Below are 17,695 nucleotides of genomic sequence, written 5' to 3'. Positions count from 1 at the left end.
TTATCTTCTCCCGTATTTCCGGAACAAGTAGTATATTCCCGCGCAGACGGCCAGTATGATGAGAACTCCCACCCATCCCCATAATACGGACGATTTCACCGTCACCCGCAGATCGGCGTTTGCGCTTTTATTGGCGGAAGAAGCGGTCAGGCTGACGACGTAGTCTCCGGCCAGCGCCTTTTCGCTCGATTTGATCGTGGCCTGGACCTGCTTGCTCTCTCCGGGGGCGATGGCATTGATCGTGGACGGCTCAAAGGAAACCTCCCAGTCGGTTGGCGCGCTCGACGAAAAAGAAAGATCCTGCAGATCGGCCGAACCGGTGTTTTGCACCACAAACGTCAGCTTGCGTTCGGAACCCGCTCTAACGTCCGTGCTAAGGACTTCATTGGATGTCGTAAACTTCATATCGTAGGTGCCGGTAACGACCGCTTCGATGCTTGCGTTTGCCGTCGAGTCGCCGCTGGCGGCCGCGATCGGGATATCGTAGGTGCCGGCTTTGATTTGTTCTGGCGGCTTGACCTCGATCGAGATCGTTTTTTCCGCGTTCGGTTCGACTTCCACGGAGGTCACGCTGTTGGAATCCGCTTTGAACCGGACGTCCCAGCCTTGCTCGGCCTGGGCGCTTAAGGCATAGGTTTGTTTTTGCGTTGTCCGGTTCCGCAGCACCGCGCTGTACGTAAACGTGGAGTCGGAATGGCCCTCCATGTTCGCTTGATCCAGCGTCAGTTCCGTTTTGAAGGTGCCCTGCTCCGAGACATTGACGACGAGTGGAAGCGTGGTCTGATCGGCCTTAAGAGTAAATGTATAACGGCCTTTGTCAACCTTTAACGGGACCTCCAGATCCAATGTAAATGTCTGTGATTCGCCGGCTTTGACCGCGATCCGGGAAATTTCCCGCCCGCCTGCGGTCAAGTCGTGCTTCCAGTCTTTATTTTGCGTTTCCAAGGAAAGATTGGCCGAAGCCGTCGCCGATCCGTGGTTGACCAGGTCGATCGAATAAGAAACCGATTCGCCGGGAGCGGCCGACCACTCGAGATACGGAGTGTACAGCTCCAGCGAGCCGGCTGCGGAAGCTTTGCCCGGGCCGGTCAGAGCGCTGCCCCCGAGCGAGGTGAACAAGATGAGCAGCGCCAGCGCCGCTTTTCGAAAAAATAGTAGCATCTCCTTGATCCCCCTATGGTTATAATGTTGTTTCATAAAGGATACGAACGGGACAACGGTTTGGATTTATTTGCCGGGAAAAAAGACTCAACCTAATAATCAGTGCTTGACAGTCAAGCTGCTGGCAACGGATCGTGGCAAGAAATGCCGGAAGAGCGTTGAAAGCTTGATGACAGGGAAGGCCGGTAGGGGGGCGGCAGATCGGCAGATCGGCTGATCAACATCCGCTGTCTGGACGCTTTGCACAATTATCCCGTTTGATCAGGAAGTAGAGAAGAAGATAATTTCAGAAGAAGGAGATATATTGGATAAAGGTAGATATGTTTGGAGGAATGAATATACTTGGGATAGATGGATATGTTTGCGAGAAACAAATTTGTTCGAAATTTTTAGACAGGTTCGGGAGAAGGAGGTTTAGGAGAAGTGAAGCAGACCTGACGGGAGGAATAGGGCAAAACACCGGGAAAAATGAAAAGACCGTGATCTTGCTGCAGTCTGAATCCGTTTGCAGCAACGCCTGTACCGTTCAAGCGTTCCTATCAGGCCGCGGCCGCAAGGGGCTGGTTCGGTTGGCGCGCGATCAGTCGGCGGTAGGGGATCGCCGGAATCGCCGCACACATGCGCAGCAACTTCTGCCGCATCGTTTCTTCCGCTCCAGGCAGGTGCAGCTGGCGGCGTCCGGTGTACTCGTTGAGGTACGCCTGCAGATGCTTCAGTCCCAAGGCTATATATGTACTCTTCAGCGATTCCCACGCCTCTCTCACCACTTTCCGCAAGGGCGTATACAGACAAAAGGCTAGAGGGAACGACTGTACTACCGATGTACGGGCATCCACATGCCCGTTGATGAACGCAGCGAGTTCGTGACGGTTTGCTCTTTGTCCGTCTCCTCGCTTATGCGGCACCAGGCGGATTTTGACCTGCTCCGGCTCGCCCGACTCCGTTACCGTGCATCCCGCTATAACCGCCGTGGCATATGGATGCGAAAGCTGACACCGGGACGGATCGCGCCCGTACAGATCGCTGTTCACCTTCACGTCTCCGCTCAGCAGCTCCTGGGCATCGAATTCCCCGACGGCATGGCGTATTTTGTGCAGCATCAACCAGGCGGTTTTGTAGGTGACCCGGATCACCTGGCGCAGCCGCAGCGCCGAGATGCCACCTTCAAGCAGGAACAACTCCAAAGCCTGGAACCACTTCACCAAGGGCAAATGCGTTCCTTCAAAAATCGTACCGATCAAAGGCGATGTTTGATGCTTGCACTTTCCGCACTCGAATAAGGGGATATGCCGGGAAGTCAGACGGCTGCACCGGGTGTGAGCGCACCGCGGGCAGACAAAGCCGTTTGGCCACTTCATCGCGATCAGCGCCTCCATGCAGGCCTGTTCGTTGTTATAACGGCTGCTGAATGGCTGAAGTTCCGTTCCCGCATTGATCTCCATGTTTGCTCGCCCCCGAATCAAGAATATACGAACATAAGTTCCATTTGTTTCATTATACCAAACGTATGTTCTCTCATCAAGCCGAAAATCTCACCTGAACCGCCTCATTTTTTTCCTCATCTTTTTTATTTTTTTTCTTCTCTCTTATTTTGGAGCCCTTGCCTAGCCTCACCCCCTGCTCTCTGAACGAAAGGGATAATCGTGAAAAGGCCAGCAGCATGCAGGGACACCAAGACGCCAAGACACGAACGCTATAGACACCCACCTCAGTCCGGCATCCTGGAATTAATAGAGCCGAAGTCATCATTTATTTCGTCAAGCACTGTTCTCGGTTTTGAGCCGAAAAAAAAATTAGGGTTTTCAAAAGGGAGCGTTTTTGGTAAAACGAAAATTAAATAGGAAGAGGAGAACAATTTGCGGGAGGGAAAGGGAATGGACCTGCAAAATGAAGAGATGACGCGGCGCCTGCGCGAGATGTGCGGCGGTTCGGTGCAAGCGTTTGATGCGTTTTACGCCTGCTACTCTCCATTTGTGATGCAGGTGGCCAGCCGTTTGGTCGGAGAACGGATGGAAGCCGAGGATGTTTGCCACGAAGTATTCATCGAAGTACTCCGCCGAGGCAAAGATTATGATCCGGCCCGCGGCTCGATCAAGGCGTGGCTGGCCGTTCTGACGCGGAGTCGCAGCCTCGACCGGATGCGGCGTAAAGCACGATTGGAGTACCCCGGGGATGAGGCGTTGCAGCGGAAAACGGAAGGGGCCGGCGGTTCGGGCGAAGACGAGGTGTTGTCCAGACTGGAGCGCGAAGCGATCCGCACCGCGATTTGCACGCTGCCGGAGCCGCAGAAAAAAGCGATCATGGGCTCCTATTACGCGCTGCAGACCCAGCGCCAAATGTCGGAGGCCTGGAGCGTGCCGATCGGCACGGTGAAATCGTGGGTCCGGTACGGGCTGCACAATCTGCGCAAGCAATTGGAAAAACAGGGCTGGGGGGATCAGCTGGAGGGAGGGAATCCGCATGAACGGACGACACATCGATCCTAGCACCAGCACGGCGAAACGGAAAGCGGACGATCCGGGCTCCTGTGTCCGCTTGTATTCGGAGCAGGAGTGGATCGACTGGCTGCTCGGCTCGCTGGCGGCGGCGAAACGTTTGGAGATGGCGGCTCATTTAACCTCCTGCGCGGTCTGCCTTGAGCATAAGCGGCGCTGGGAAGAAATTTTGGATATTCGCGGCGGCGGCCAAGACGCCGCGGATGAGAAAGCGGAAGAACCGGCTTATGTTCTGCCGTCCGCCAGCGAAACAACCGGCCAGGCGGCGGGCCTCCCTGCCGACTCGATCCGCAGAAAACTGCGCTTCCGGGTACAAATGACCGGGTGGCGGCTCGGCGTTTCCCGTTTTTTTGCGCACCGCTGGAAATGGACGGTATCGTTTGCCGCCGTTTTGATGGTGCTGATCGGGATGGGGTTCGGTATCGGCCGCTTGACGCAGCCGGATGCTAAGTGGGACCGCTATGTGCAGACCTATGAGCCCGAGGCGCTGCCGGTGATGTCCAAGCCGGGGACGATATCTTATCAGATCGATATGGGGCGGCTGGAGCCGGACGGCGGCATGGTCTGGTATAACGCCGATTCCCAGGAGATGCTGATGCTGGTTGGCGGGCTCGTCCCGGATAAAGATCAACTGGTGAGGGTATGGATCGTCAAGGAGGGCATGCGCGACAACCTGGGTCTCTTGCAGTATCACGCCAGCCGGGCCCATCTTTACGTCAAGAACAAAACATTGAGCGACGCCGACAACCTGGAGCTTACGATCGAGCCGGCGGGCGGAGCGCCGGAAGGAAAGCCGCTTTTGAATACAATCTCTTTGGATTTGCTGGGGCGGTAGCCATTTGCCGGATAGGGCATGGACACAAAAAGAGCGCGAGCGCAAGGGATAACCCTAGCGGCTCGCGCTTTTCGGCATTAATTAGACATGTTTCGGATGGGAATATAATTCGTCCAGCATGGCCAGCAAATTTTTGTAATTCATCAACGTTTCCTGGTCTTCGACCTTCGTGCCGGATTGGTAAAACACGATATCCCCCGTACCCTCGTTCAATTGCCGCCTTGCTTCGAGGATGCGTTTTAAGTTTTTGGCGGTTCCAAAACTCCCCGAAATGATATCCACTTCCGGCGGAAATAGTTGTCTAAGGCTATTTTCGAAATAAGGGAAATGCGTGCAACCCAGAACAACGGTTCCGTACTGGGTCAGATCCAAGGAGGACAATTGCTCTTTTAAATAGGGCATGACGATTTCATCGGCGAATTCAAACTTCTCCGCAAAACGCACCAGACCGGGGAGAGGCAAACTTTCCACGATGTCCTCGTGGTCGATTCTTTTGACCAGATTGTGGAACTTTTCCTCGTTCAGCGTTAACTGCGTCGCCAGCACCAAAACTTTTTTCCGCCGGCCTTCCCATTTCTGTACCGCGGGTTTTACGGCAGGCTCTATGCCCACGATCGGAATATCGTATTTCCGGCGGAGATCCTCGATCGCAATGCAAGTCGCCGTGTTACAGGCCACGACCAGCGCCTTCACACCTTGGTCCACAATAAAGTCCACCGCATCAAAAATATACCCTTTAACCTCTTCCTTCGGTTTTTCGCCGTACGGGACGTGTAAGGTATCCGCATAAAAAATGTAATCCTCGTTCGGCAGCAGCCGCAGCGCCTGGTGAAGCACGGTAATCCCGCCGATCCCGGAATCCAAAAATCCTATTCTCACTGCCTTCACTCTTCTCGTTAATGATTTCTGTTTTATTTTAGCATTCAAATCTACTCTGTACCATTTATAGTTATTTCCTTCGAAAGGGACATGGTTTATTTTACAATATTGCCGTGCCTCCCGTAAGGTCGATATTCACTATCTGGCGTAAACAGGCGATTTCGCTTGTTGCGGATAACCGATAAGGATAGAATGGGGTTATGGAAATGTTGACTGAAGAAAGGAGCGGGCTCCTGCATGGATCAGCTTGTATTTATCGGCACCGGCGACGCGATGGGGGTTCCGAGAGTATATTGCGATTGCGAGGTTTGCGGGGAGGCGCGAAGCTCGGGCGTCAACCGGCGGTACCGTTCCCTGGTTGCGGTCGAGGGGGAGGAAGGGAGCTTCCTGATCGATTGCGGCCCGGATTGGCGGACGGGAATGGAGCGGAGAGGGCAGCGTTTTGCCGAGCGGATTTTAGTGACGCACGCTCATTTTGACCATATCGGCGGGCTGCCGGAATGGGCCGACGCCTGCCGCTGGCTGAGCCGGAGAGGCCAGTTGTACGCGCCGCGGGAGGTGCTGGACACGATTGTACTCCAGTATCCCTGGCTGGGGGGACAACTCGATATGCATGCGGTTGATGACGGCATCGTCCTCGGCGGCTGGCAAATCCGCGACTGGAAGGTGTTTCACGGCAAAAACGGGTTTTCGTACGCCTACCGGCTGGAGAAAAACGGCTTCGCTTGGGCGTACTGCTCCGACTCGATTGCTTTGCCTGAGGAGCAGCGAATACCTCTGCACAGTTTGGATCTGCTGGTACTGGGGACGAGTTTTTACCGGGAAGAGGCCGAATTTTCCACCAGATCAGTATATGACGTCACCGAAGCGTTGGAACTGCTACGCGAAATCCGGCCAAAGCGGACGCTCTTTACTCACATGTCACACGATATCGACCTCCGCCACGATTACGGCTTGCCGGCCGGCGTGGGGTTTGCTGGAACGGGGATGCGGGTGGATCTCCGGGAACGATTGGGGGTTTGAAAAGGCCGCAGCGTTAGCGGTAAAAAAGGGTCTTATTTTGGCCTGAAGGCGTAGTTTGCTTACCATAGCGGAATATTTTGTCGCTATTTTCGGGGAAGGGCGAGGATTCAGAGGCAAAATGCTGAATTAACGTCAAAATTTACCGCTATTACGGATCGGGCAGGGAGAAAAAAAGAGGTTATCCTTGGTTGCGCCGCCCTGTACGCGGCTTGAAAAGGATAACCTCTTTTTCTCAATGAGACTTAAGCCTCTGGATTCAGCACAAACTTGTCGATAACGTGTTTGACGCCGTCCTCATTGTTGCTTAACGTCACGTAATCGGCGATTTCCTTCAGGGCCGGGATGGCGTTGCCCATTGCGACACCGAGTCCGGCGGCTTCAAGCATTTCGTGATCGTTCCAGGAGTCGCCGATGGCGATCGTTTGCGACAGGTCACAGCCGAAATGGCCGGCCAGAAATTTCAGGGCATGGCCTTTGGTGCCCTCCTCGTGCATGATCTCCAGAAAATTCGGCTTCGATTTCGTGATATGCACACCTTCGCCCAGCAGCTCACGAAGCTCCGGGGCGATCTCGTCGAGAAAATCGGGCTCGTCGATGATCAGCATTTTCGGGGTCGGCTGTTCGACCAGTTTCTCAAAATCAGGTTCGATATAATAGCGGGTCCGGTTCAGGTTCGTGTAGTCGATCAGCTTCTGATTTTCTTCACGAGCGTACAGCTTGTCGTCGATGTAAGTCTGCAGATGCAGGTTGCGGCGGATGCAGTATTCAAACAGCTTGCGGGCCGCTTCCATCGGGACGAAACGCTCGTAGAGCACCTTTTCGTCCATCAGGTTTTTGACCAGTGCTCCCTGGTAAGTAATGATCGGCACATTGAGTCCGGTCTGGCGGGCGATCGCCTGCGCGGAAGCGTAGGCCCGGCCGGTCGCCAGCGTGACCACGACGCCTTTTGCCACCGCCTGTTCCAGCGCCTGCTGGGTGGCCGGAGTCACCTCCTTGTCATCGTTGATCAAAGTATCGTCAATGTCGATCGCTATCAGTTTGTACATGGTTTCTCTCCTTCTATTTTGCTAAAAGCGTCCTATTCTTCAAGGAACACCAGCCCGATAAAGTCGTCAAATTCCAGATTGCCGAAGTAATGCTTTACGTCGATCCCCGCCAGCGCGGCGCGCACGGCCTCTTCCTCGTATTTTACGCCCCGCAGCTTGTCCTCGATGTCGGTGACGTCGCCGACGCCGAAGAAATCGCCGTAAATTTTGATCTCCTGAACATGCCCGTCCTTGATGTTCATGCGCAGATCGATGATCCCGACCGGGAATTTTTTCGCGTGTTTGACGTTGCATTCCGGCGACAGCCCGTAGTTCCAGTCCCAGTTTTTGTAGCGTTGGTTGGAGATTTCATGGATTTTGGCCCAATCGCTTTCGGTCAATTTATATTGCGGCACCGCTCCCGGCTCCATCCCGAAAATATGGCGCAGCAGCTCGGCGCGGAACTCTTCGATCGTCATTTTTTTGTCCAGAAAATCAATGATGTTGGCGACCCGGCTGCGCACGGATTTGGTGCTTTTCGATTTGAATTTCTCCGGGTTGGCGTGAAGCGAAGCCTGCACGTTGTCCAAATTCAGGTTAAACATCAGCGTGCCGTGGCTGAACATCCGCCCGCGCGTGGAAAATTGGGCGTTGCCGGAAATCTTTTGCTCCCCGACCTGCAGGTCGTTGCGCCCGGTCATTTCCGCGTTGACGCCCAGCGATTTCAGCGCCTCCACGACGGGTTCGGTAAATTTGCGGAAATTGTGGAACGATTGTCCGTCATCCTTTGTAATGAAGCTGAAATTGAGGTTGCCCAGATCGTGATACACCGCTCCGCCCCCGGAAAGACGGCGGACGACCTGCACGCCATTTTCCTTGACGTATTCGGCATTGATTTCCTCGATTGTGTTCTGGTGTTTGCCGATGATGATCGACGGGGCATTGATATAAAAAAGCAAATAGCTGTCGTCTTCCAGCGGAAGATGTCTGAGGGCGTATTCCTCTATGGCCAGGTTCACGGACGCATCGGTAATCCCCTCGTTGTCGATAAATAACATAGGTTTGCTTCCTCCTATCCTTTTCGCCTGCGGACGGCCGAACGCGTCGTTCGAGCGTTTCCGCAAGCTATGAAAACAACTTTACTTCTATTGTAAACGAATCGGCCTTGAAACCAAAGAGTAGTTTCAGCGCGCTTTTTTTGCGGATTGACGGGGACTGGCCGGAACTTCATAATGAGGGCATTGGTGAAAGTGGAAGGACTTACGGAACCGGAAAAGAGGAATGATGAACGTGTTGGAAATTTACGGGCACGGGGGAGACCTGGAAACGGCAACGCTTAGGTATGGCGCGGCTGCCGGCGGATTTACGGACTTTAGCGCCAACATCAACCCGCTCGGCCCGCCTCCGGGGCTGCTGGAAGCGCTCAGGGAGGCGCTGCCGGAGGTGGTGCGGTACCCGGACCCCGGACACCGGCGCCTTGTCGCGCTGCTGTCGGAACGCCACCGGCTCGCGGAGCCGTCGTTTGTCATCGGCAACGGGGCCGCGGAAAATATGGCGCTGGCGCTGCTCGCGCTGTCTCCGGGAAAAGTGGGGATCGTCGAACCCTGTTTTTCGGAATACCGCAGCTTGTCGGAGCAGTTTGGCGCGGAGGTGGTTTCGGTATTCGGCACGGAGGCGCGCGATTTCAAGGCCGACCCGGACGAGGTGGTGCGGCTGATCCGCGACACGGACATGGTGTTTGTCGGGCAGCCGAACAATCCCAACGGGGTGCAGTACGGTTTGGATGAGCTGCGGCGGTTTGCTGAGGCCGGGGAAGCGTACGGCACCTATGTGGCGGTGGACGAAGCGTTTATCGATTTTATCCCGGAAGGGCGGCGCTGCACCCTGCTTCCCAAGCTTAGGGCGTACCCTCATCTGATCGTCATCCGCTCGATGACGAAATTTTACGCGATCCCGGGGTTGAGGCTTGGGTTTGCGGCGGCACACCCGCAGTTGGCCGCAGCGATGCGGGACAAGCAGGTGACGTGGAGTGTAAACACACTGGCACTGCTGGCCGGCGAAGTTTGTCTGCAGGCGGATGCCGATTATGAACGGGCGACGATCACGCTGGTTGAGCGGCAGCGTGAACGGCTGCGCGAGTCGCTCGGGCGGCTCGGCTGCCGGACGTGGCCGGGGGAAGCGAATTTTTTGCTCGTCCGCCTGCCGGAGCCCTGGACCGCGGAACGAATGCAGGAAGCGCTCGGACGGCGCGGGGTGCTGGTGCGCAGCTGCGCGATGTACCCGGGCCTCGGCGCGCGGGATATTCGCGTTGCCGTGAAGGATGAGGCGGCCTGCGCGAAGCTGGTGTGGGAAATGGAACAGGTAATGGAACAGGTAATGGGAGGATCGGAGGGTTAAAAGTATGACGATGCCTTTTGTGACGGGGGAAACGGGAACCGTTTATGATTCGGAGGTGTGGCCGGAACTGCGCCTTCATTTTGGGGAGCGGCATTTGCTGCTGGAGGCCCCGGAAGAGCTGGATGGTCTCAGCAGCTCGGTGTATGGCGGCGGGCCGGGGGTCTTGCGGCGGATGGTCAACATCTATGTTGACCGGACTTACCGCTGCGATGATCCGCAGCGGGATATTACGGCGCTGCTGCGCGAGTGGGGATATCCGGCGGAAGGGACGGCCGGATTGCTGACGGCCGTGCAGCTGCGGTACGCCGCGGTGGCGGAGGAGCGCGGCGGGGATTTCGCCGTCTTCTGCTGTGCGACGGCGGGAACCGGAAACGCCGCGCGGGCCGGCGTGCGGCGGACGACGTTCCCGGCCTCCTGGACGCCGGGAACGATCAATATTATGCTGGCCGTGGACGGCCGGCTTACGCCAGCGGCGCAGGTGAACGCCGTGATCACGGCGACGGAAGCCAAAACGGCCGCGCTCGCGGATCTCGGCGTGCGCGACGCCGAGAACGGCCTTGCGGCCACCGGCACCACGACCGATGCGGTCGTGCTCGGCGTGAGCCAGCGGGCCGGCTGGCCGCTGCTGCACGCGTACGCCGGCACCGCCACGGACCTCGGCGGCACGGTGGGCCGCTTGGTGTACGCCGCCGTGACGGAGTCGCTGCGCGGCGCGGAGGCGAGAGCGGAAGCGGACGCGGGAGCGGGAGTGCGTCCATGACGGCGGCGTGGTGGGTATTGCCGGTCGCGTATTTGCTCGACCGGCTGCTCGGCGACCCGCGCTGGCTGCCCCATCCCGTGATCGGGATGGGCAGGGCGGTCGCCGCGCTCGAGGCGGCGCTCCGCCGCCTCGTTCCTCCCCGCCGCTACCGCGCGGCGGGGGTGTTGCTGCCGCTGCTGGTCGCCGGCGGCAGCTTTGTTTTGACCTGGGCCGCGCTGCGGCTCCTGGCCCAGGTCAGCCCGTGGCTCGCGGCGCTGGCGGAAGCCGCGCTGATCTGGACGACGATCGCAGCCAAAGGCTTGCGAGACGCCGGCATGGACGTGCACGGCCACCTGCTGGGCGGCGACCTTCACGCAGCCCGGCGATCGCTGGGCATGATCGTCGGCCGCGACACGGCGCACCTGGATGCGCCGGAAATCACGCGCGGCACCGTCGAGACGGTCGCGGAAAACATCGTCGACGCCGTGGTGTCGCCGCTGTTTTTCGCGCTGCTGGGCGGCGCCCCGCTGGCGATGGCTTACCGGGCGGTCAACACCCTCGATTCGATGGTCGGCTACAAAAACGACAAGTACATCGATCTCGGCTGGGCTTCCGCCCGGCTGGACGACGTCGCCAATTACATTCCCGCCCGGCTGACGGCGCTGCTGCTGATCGCGGCCGCCTGGACGCTCCGGCTCGACGCGGCCGGGGCCTGGCGCACGGTGCGCCGCGACGCCCGGAAGCATCCGAGCCCGAACAGCGGCCGCCCGGAGGCGGCGGTCGCCGGAGCGCTTGGTGTGCGGCTGGGCGGCGAAAACAGCTACCACGGCGTCGTTTCGTTCCGCGCTTATATGGGCGACAAAACCCGCGAGCTCGAGCCCGAGGACATCCGGCGCACTGCGATGCTGCTGTTTTGGGTGGCCGATGCCTTCGTCTTGCTGGGCACGGCGCTGTGGATGTGGTGGAGCGGAGGTTTTGCCTGGATCTAGCGGCTTGATTCTTAAATATAACGGAACTTTATGTTCTTATTATCCGGAGTCTAGCCTGTTCATCACCATTAGCGGAATTTTATGGCCTTATTTTCCAATGAACGCTGCAAAAAATGCCCATTCCTCTGCGTTTCGAGAAAATAGAGACATAAATTTCCTCTATTTTTCTTAACATGGGGATATCGCCGAAATAACGCCATTTTTTTCCCTTATGTTTCCGCCGCCTGAGTTTTCAACAGGCTAGTACACAGGAATAATGTCGAAATAAAGTCGAAAAAACCACTTGACAAGAATGAAAGCGCATTCCATAATGTCGATATAGAAATAGAACGACGTTCTCTAATGTAGAACGACGATAAAAGAGAGAGGTCCTTAGGCCATGGAAGAATCCAAAGTAAAGTCCCTATCTAAAGCGTTGGACGTGCTGGAATGCTTTTCCGTTGACGAGCCGGAACTGGGCATCACGGAGATCTGCAACAAGCTTGGATTGTACAAAAGTAATGTGCACAACATCGTATCCACTTTTGAAAAACACGGTTATTTGACCAAAAATCCGCACACCAACAAATACAAGCTGGGCCTCAATATCCTGAAGCTCAGCAACATTATCAGCAGCAATCTGCACGAAAGAGACTTCATCCAGCCGCACATCAAGCAAATCGCCAACGAAACGGACGAAATCGTATATTACGCCATTCTGCACAATAAACAGGTGCTCTATCTGGACTACGCCTGCACGTCCGGCACGATCATGGAGACATCCAAGATGGGCGTCATGGCTCCAGTGTACTGCACTGCGACGGGAAAAGCGATGCTGGCTTTTTTGCCGGACGACGAACTCGAAAGCTTGCTGCAGGACGATTTTACCCAATTTACCGAAAACACGATCACCAATAAAGAGGCGATGCGGGCCGAACTGATCAAATCAAGAAAAAGGGGGTATTCGGTAGACAACATGGAGCATGAATACGGAATCAAGGGCGTCGGTGTTCCCATTATGGACAGAAGAGGGTATCCATTCGCGGCAATCAGCATATCCGGTCCTTCCTTGCGGTTTGACGAGGACAAAATTGAGTTTTTCGCCGGCCTGCTGAAGCAGCACAAGCAACAAATCGAAAGACAGCTGCCTTAATCTCTTTGTACGCCTGAAAGGGGTGACTCCGCTTTTTTTTACGCAATATCAAGAACGGTGTTCTATAATATGGAACAAATTCCATCATTTATACTTTGATATAAGGCAGGAGGTAGACGAATGGAGACGATCGGGAAGAAAAATAGCGAAAAATGGATTGCCTACGCTTTTATGGCCCCCGCGCTGCTGCTGGTTTTGCTGGTATCGTTTTATCCGATTGCCGTGGCCATGAAATGGAGCATGTACGAAACGGAATATGTAAGAACGGGAGCTTATGTGGGCGCCGGCAATTTTCTCTCCATTTTCAAAAATGAAAGCGGTATCAGAAACATCGGAAATTCATTTGTCTACGTATTCGGATCGATTCTGATTGTAGTTCCCCTAAGCACGCTGCTGGCTGTTCTGTTAAATATGAAAATCAAGTTCAGAGTTTTGTTCAGAACGGCGATCATCTTGCCTTGGGTCATTTCGCAAACGGTTACGGCGCTATTGTGGAAATGGCTGATCAACGCCAACTATGGTCCCGTGAATTATGTGATCGAGCGGTTCGGCGGCGCCAAGGTCGATCTGCTCAGCACCAGCGGGGGCGCCAATCTCGCGCTGATCGCCGCCAATGTTTGGAACACCTTCCCGATCGCGCTGGTGCTTATTTTGGCCGCACTGCAGACGATTTCCTCCGAGCTTTACGAAGCGGGGCGGGTCGACGGTGCGACCGGCTGGAAGTCGTTCACGCACATCACGCTGCCGCTGATCAAACCGACGGTTCTGGTCACGTTGATCATGCTTAGCCTGGAGTATTTTAACATGGTGACATTAATTTACGTCTTCACCGGCGGCGGACCGTTCAGCGCAACGGAGACGTTAAGCCTGCGGGCGTTTAAGGAAGGCTTCGAATATTGGAACATCGGCATGGGTTCGGCGTTCAGTGTTCTGCTTTTCGGCTTCAACATCATTTTGAGCTTGCTATATGTGAAAGCGCTTAAAAACAAAGAATAGCGAACACAAGAAAGGGGGAGCGGCTATGCAAAGCAGGCTAATATCCAACGGAAAATGGTTTAATCTCCTCGTGTATGTCGTATTGATTTTAAGCTCCGCCTTTGCGCTTATCCCGATTTTATGGGCGGTCAGCACTTCGCTCAAGTCCGAGGCGATGATCGTGCAATATCCGCCGCAATGGATTCCGGCGCAGCCTACTTTCGAGAACTATGCCAACGTGCTGTTTCATTCCAACTTTCCCCGCTATTTTCTAAACAGCATGCTGGTCGCGGCCGTTTCCATCCTGGCTTCCCTGTTTATCTCCGCGCATGCGGCGTACGCGGCTTCAAGATTTCATTTCCGGGGCAAAAAAATAATCCTGTTCCTGATTCTCATGACTTCGATGATTCCGGGCATTGCCATTCTGATTCCGCTTTATTTAACCGCCGTCAAGGTCGGTCTGTACGACACCTTTATCGGCATGATCCTGATTTATACGGCCTGGCGAACGCCGATGCTGATTTGGGTGCTGCGCGGGTTCTTCGACTCCGTCCCGAAGGAAATCGAGGAAGCGGCCAAGGTCGACGGCAGCTCGCCGCTTCGCACCTTCTACCAGCTGATTCTTCCCGTATCCCAGCCCGGACTGGCCGCCGGCGCGCTGTTGTCCGCCATCTACGTATGGAACGATTTTCTCGTGGCCTTCTCCTTTACGACCAAGGACGAGCTGCGGCTTTTGTCCGTTGGCCTATACAACTACATTACCCAGTACGGCATCAACTGGGGACAACTGATGGCCGCTGTGGTCATCTCGGTCATTCCGGTTGTTGTATTGTTTGTCTGTCTGCAGTCCAAATTCGTGGACGGCTTGTCCGCGGGTGCGGTCAAGGGGTAATCGGCGGTGTCAAGAGGGACAACCTCTTCACATAACTAAACGACTGGGGGGTATTAAAATGAAAAAGCTTTGGGTGATCATGTTTACCGTGGTGATGATCGGAGCGCTGGCCGGTTGCGGCAATTCGGGGGGCGGGGAAACGCCGGGCGGCTCAAACTCGCCGGGCAATTCGGCAACCGGCGATGCCGGGAAACCCGTGGATCTAAGATTGTGGACGTTCCTTAACCCGGAGCAGCAGGACGATCCGCGATCGGCGGCGTTAAAAAGCATCGTCGAGAGCTTTAACGCCAGCCAGAGCGACATCAAAGTTTCGGTTGAAAGCGTTCACTTTTCCAAGATCGATTCCCAGGTCATTCAAGCAACCGCTTCGGGTGGAGGACCGGATATTTTGAACGTCTACACCGATCTGTTGAAAATGCATACCGAAGCCAAGACAATTCAGCCCATCACTAAATACGCGGCAGAATGGCTGGATCAAGAAGGCCAAGACGATTATATCTATTCGGCGGACCAGCTCAAACTGAACGGCGAAATTATGGCGATGCCTTGGGAGGCGAGGGTATTCACCTTATTCTACCGGAAGGACCTTTACGACGCGGCCGGTCTGAAAGCTCCGGAAACGCTGCCCGAGCTGCTCGCAGCATCGAAGCAGGTGGGAGACGGCAGCCGGCTGGGATTCGCGGTTGGCATGTCCGAAGGAGCGAACGCGGCATCGTTCATGGAGACCTTCATTCCGATTTTGCGGGCGGCGGGCGGCCAGATGTTCGACGCGGACGGCAAAGCGGTGTTTAACAATGACGCCGGCGTCAAAGCGATCAATTTCCTTAAAGACATGGTGGACAGCGGGGCGATGAGCAATCAGACGATTTCGATGACGGCCGACGACATCACAAGCGGGCTCAAAGCCGGCAACATCGCCACAGCGGTGTCGGGAACGATGCGCGCTTCGGCGATCAGAGGCTCCGAGGTCGGCCAAAACATCATGACGACGCCGGTGCCGCCGTTCGAAAAAGGGCAGCCTGCGCCGACCATGGTCGCCGGCCAGACGCTGGCGATCGGGGCGAACACTAAACATCCCGATCAGGCGTGGGAGTTCATTAAATATTACTTGAGCAAAGAATCGCAGATCAAATGGGCCGAGGCCGGCGTTATGCCCGTGCTGTCCTCCGCTTACGAGGATACCGCGGTAACTGCGTTGCCGAACTACGAGGAACTGTTGCGTTGGAAGCAGGAGGCAAGCGAAAGCGGTCAAATTGTTTTCTATCCGGCGGACTATACCCTTTTGAGCACGGATCTGGCCAAAGCGGCGCAAAGAATCATTTTCCAGAACGCTCCGGCCAAGGAGACGCTGGATGCGGTTGCGGGCAACTACAACGACGGCAAGAAGTAAGGTAAGCGGTTGGAACGGTATTGGGCGGAGCTTTTCTCCAAACTTAGGAAAGGCTCCGTTTAATATAAAACATCAGGCATGGGAGGAAGAGAACATGGTCGAAAAAGAGTATGATGTCATCGTCATGGGCGGCGGCCCTTCCGGTTTTATCGCGGCGATTGCCGCGGGCAGGACGGGGGCGCGCACGCTGCTGGTGGATAAGAACGGTTTTCTGGGGGGCGCGGCCACTTCGGCGGCATTGGGTCCCATATCTCCTTTTCATATTCGGGACGAACAGGTCGTCAAAGGCATTCCGCAGCAATTTATGGATCGAATGGTTGAGTACGGCGCGAGCCCGGGGCATTGCAAAGTGCTTGATCCATACGGCAGCGGGGCTTATCTGGGCTTTTTCGACCGGGAGAGATACAAATATATCGCTTACGAAATGGTCAGGGAAGCCGGCGCGGATGTTCTGCTGCATTCTATGTTCAGCGGCACGCTAACGGAAGGCGGCCGGGTGGCGGGCGTGAAGGTCGTCAACAAGTCCGGCGAAAATATTTTGAAAGCCAAGGTGGTCGTCGACGCGACGGGGGATGGAGATGTGGCCAGCGGAGCCGGCGCGGAGTTTGTGCTGGGGCGGGCCAAGGACCGGAAAATGCAGCCATCGACCTTGATGTTCGAAATGGGCAACGTGGACACGGAGAAGCTTTACCAATATATCCTCGAAAACCCGGACGATTTCGAATGGAAATCCGACGTTATTCCGATCCGGAAATATTCTAATAGGCTCGTGAGCAAGTATTTCGTCGCGCAAGGCTTCAAAAAGTTCGTGAAGCAGGCGGTCGACAACGGGGAACTCCATATCGGGCGGGATTCCATCCTGCTGCTGAATTCCGTTCATCCCGGGGTCATTCATTTCAATTCCACACGGGTGACCGACGTGGACGGCACAAACGCCGATTCCAGAACGGCGGGAGAGATCGAGGGCCGCAGACAGGTTGAATCGATCGTCAAGTTCATGAACAAATATGTGCCCGGTTTCGAGCACGCCTTCTTAAGCATGACCGGCAGCGAGCTTGGCGTGCGCGAATCCCGGCATATCGTCGGCAACTATGTGCTGCAGGCGGACGATGTAATCGAGGGCAGAAGGTTCGACGACGTCATCACGAGAGGTTACTTCCCGATTGATGTGCACAATATGGCGGGCAAAGCCGGGTACGGCGATCCGGAAACCGCGGGAGCGTGGATCGACATCAAGGACTCCTACGACATTCCCTACCGCTGCCTTGTGCCGGTCAAGGTCGACGGGCTGTTGATGGCGGGGAGATGCATCTCGGCGACAAGCGAAGCCCACGGCTCCTTCCGCACGCAAGGCAGCGTGATGGCGATCGGGCAGGCGGCCGGCACCGCGGCGGGGCTGAGCGCCAAGCAGGGAATCCAGCCGCGGGAGCTGGATATCAAGGAGTTGCACGCCGAGCTGCTGAACAACGGCGCATCCTTGCGCCGCGACCCGGAAGCGGTGGAGAGAGAAACGCGGAACGCGCAAAAATACGCGGCGGAGTTTTTGCAGGCGAACAAACGCCACATTACACCGAATATTTAAAGGCAATCACATTTGGATGAACAGCGGCGATTGGGGAAGGATGGGAACGGGGGAAACCCCGGGCCCGTCCTTTTGTCGTTTGGGCGGGGGTGTCGGCACGGGTCAGCAGGCCGCCCGGAGCTGCCGCAGTTGCTATTTTCGGCGTAACCTTGCCAACCTTGCCAACCTTGCTATCCTTGCT

16 protein-coding genes are annotated in these 17,695 nt (G+C 55.9%); 11 read left to right on the top strand and 5 right to left on the bottom strand.

All coding sequences use genetic code 11. The features are described 5' to 3' along the window. Both ACLD72_RS09950 and ACLD72_RS09945 read right to left on the bottom strand, forming a co-directional pair. Window positions 1-1,161: an NEW3 domain-containing protein gene (locus tag ACLD72_RS09950; RefSeq protein WP_411003915.1), complete on the bottom strand. Its 1,161-nt coding sequence runs from the start codon at window positions 1,159-1,161 to the stop codon at window positions 1-3. A 539-nt stretch (window positions 1,162-1,700) separates the two neighbouring features. Continuing rightward, on the bottom strand, window positions 1,701-2,603 hold the full coding sequence (locus ACLD72_RS09945) for a transposase (RefSeq protein WP_458475731.1): 903 nt from the start codon (window positions 2,601-2,603) through the stop codon (window positions 1,701-1,703). A gap of 432 nt (window positions 2,604-3,035) precedes the next feature. On the opposite strand from ACLD72_RS09945, the gene ACLD72_RS09940 reads away from it, so the two are divergent. After that, a complete protein-coding gene (locus ACLD72_RS09940) occupies window positions 3,036-3,647 on the top strand; it encodes an RNA polymerase sigma factor (RefSeq protein ID WP_411003713.1) in 612 nt (203 codons plus the stop codon). Beyond that, window positions 3,622-4,491: an anti-sigma factor domain-containing protein gene (locus tag ACLD72_RS09935; RefSeq protein WP_411003712.1), complete on the top strand. Its 870-nt coding sequence runs from the start codon at window positions 3,622-3,624 to the stop codon at window positions 4,489-4,491. Before ACLD72_RS09940 ends, ACLD72_RS09935 begins: the two co-directional genes overlap by 26 nt. Before the next feature lie 81 nt (window positions 4,492-4,572). Here the strand turns inward: ACLD72_RS09935 and murI are convergent, their stop codons facing one another. Then, window positions 4,573-5,370, bottom strand: a complete 798-nt coding sequence (murI, locus tag ACLD72_RS09930) for a glutamate racemase (protein WP_411003711.1) — start codon at window positions 5,368-5,370, stop codon at window positions 4,573-4,575. A gap of 237 nt (window positions 5,371-5,607) precedes the next feature. Between murI and ACLD72_RS09925 the strand changes: the two genes are divergently transcribed. Then, window positions 5,608-6,393, top strand: a complete 786-nt coding sequence (locus ACLD72_RS09925; protein ID WP_411003710.1) for an MBL fold metallo-hydrolase — start codon at window positions 5,608-5,610, stop codon at window positions 6,391-6,393. A 242-nt stretch (window positions 6,394-6,635) separates the two neighbouring features. Here the strand turns inward: ACLD72_RS09925 and ACLD72_RS09920 are convergent, their stop codons facing one another. Then, window positions 6,636-7,439 carry a Cof-type HAD-IIB family hydrolase gene (locus ACLD72_RS09920; RefSeq protein WP_411003709.1) on the bottom strand — a complete coding sequence of 268 codons (804 nt, stop codon included), beginning with the start codon at window positions 7,437-7,439 and terminating at the stop codon, window positions 6,636-6,638. 32 nt (window positions 7,440-7,471) lie between these two features. After that, window positions 7,472-8,476 carry a lipoate--protein ligase gene (locus ACLD72_RS09915; protein ID WP_411003708.1) on the bottom strand — a complete coding sequence of 335 codons (1,005 nt, stop codon included), beginning with the start codon at window positions 8,474-8,476 and terminating at the stop codon, window positions 7,472-7,474. 226 nt (window positions 8,477-8,702) lie between these two features. On the opposite strand from ACLD72_RS09915, the gene cobD reads away from it, so the two are divergent. The 8 genes from cobD (at window position 8,703) to ACLD72_RS09875 (ending at window position 17,514) form a co-directional block, all read left to right on the top strand. Next, window positions 8,703-9,815: a threonine-phosphate decarboxylase CobD gene (gene cobD / locus ACLD72_RS09910; RefSeq protein WP_458475730.1), complete on the top strand. Its 1,113-nt coding sequence runs from the start codon at window positions 8,703-8,705 to the stop codon at window positions 9,813-9,815. 4 nt (window positions 9,816-9,819) lie between these two features. Continuing rightward, window positions 9,820-10,575 carry an adenosylcobinamide amidohydrolase gene (locus tag ACLD72_RS09905; RefSeq protein WP_411003706.1) on the top strand — a complete coding sequence of 252 codons (756 nt, stop codon included), beginning with the start codon at window positions 9,820-9,822 and terminating at the stop codon, window positions 10,573-10,575. Then, the gene (gene cbiB / locus ACLD72_RS09900) at window positions 10,572-11,543 is read left to right on the top strand and encodes an adenosylcobinamide-phosphate synthase CbiB (protein WP_411003705.1); all 972 of its coding nucleotides are present in this window, start codon (window positions 10,572-10,574) and stop codon (window positions 11,541-11,543) included. The genes ACLD72_RS09905 and cbiB overlap by 4 nt, the downstream gene beginning before the upstream one ends. A 379-nt stretch (window positions 11,544-11,922) precedes the next feature. Next, window positions 11,923-12,675 (top strand): IclR family transcriptional regulator, encoded by a 753-nt coding sequence (locus ACLD72_RS09895; RefSeq protein ID WP_128632160.1) that lies wholly within the window; start codon window positions 11,923-11,925, stop codon window positions 12,673-12,675. A 120-nt stretch (window positions 12,676-12,795) separates the two neighbouring features. Further along, window positions 12,796-13,671 carry a carbohydrate ABC transporter permease gene (locus tag ACLD72_RS09890; RefSeq protein ID WP_411003704.1) on the top strand — a complete coding sequence of 292 codons (876 nt, stop codon included), beginning with the start codon at window positions 12,796-12,798 and terminating at the stop codon, window positions 13,669-13,671. Window positions 13,672-13,696: 25 nt separating this feature from the next. Next, window positions 13,697-14,542: a carbohydrate ABC transporter permease gene (locus tag ACLD72_RS09885; RefSeq protein ID WP_251590376.1), complete on the top strand. Its 846-nt coding sequence runs from the start codon at window positions 13,697-13,699 to the stop codon at window positions 14,540-14,542. Window positions 14,543-14,600: 58 nt separating this feature from the next. After that, window positions 14,601-15,932: an ABC transporter substrate-binding protein gene (locus ACLD72_RS09880; RefSeq protein ID WP_411003703.1), complete on the top strand. Its 1,332-nt coding sequence runs from the start codon at window positions 14,601-14,603 to the stop codon at window positions 15,930-15,932. A gap of 94 nt (window positions 15,933-16,026) precedes the next feature. Next, window positions 16,027-17,514, top strand: coding sequence for an FAD-dependent oxidoreductase (locus ACLD72_RS09875; RefSeq protein WP_458475729.1), 1,488 nt, complete (start codon window positions 16,027-16,029; stop codon window positions 17,512-17,514). Window positions 17,515-17,695: the final 181 nt, after the last annotated feature.

Source organism: Paenibacillus lacisediminis, from assembly GCF_046567315.2.
The sequence above is the reverse complement of the archived record's forward strand: the minus strand, read 5'-3'. Positions and strand labels throughout refer to the sequence as shown.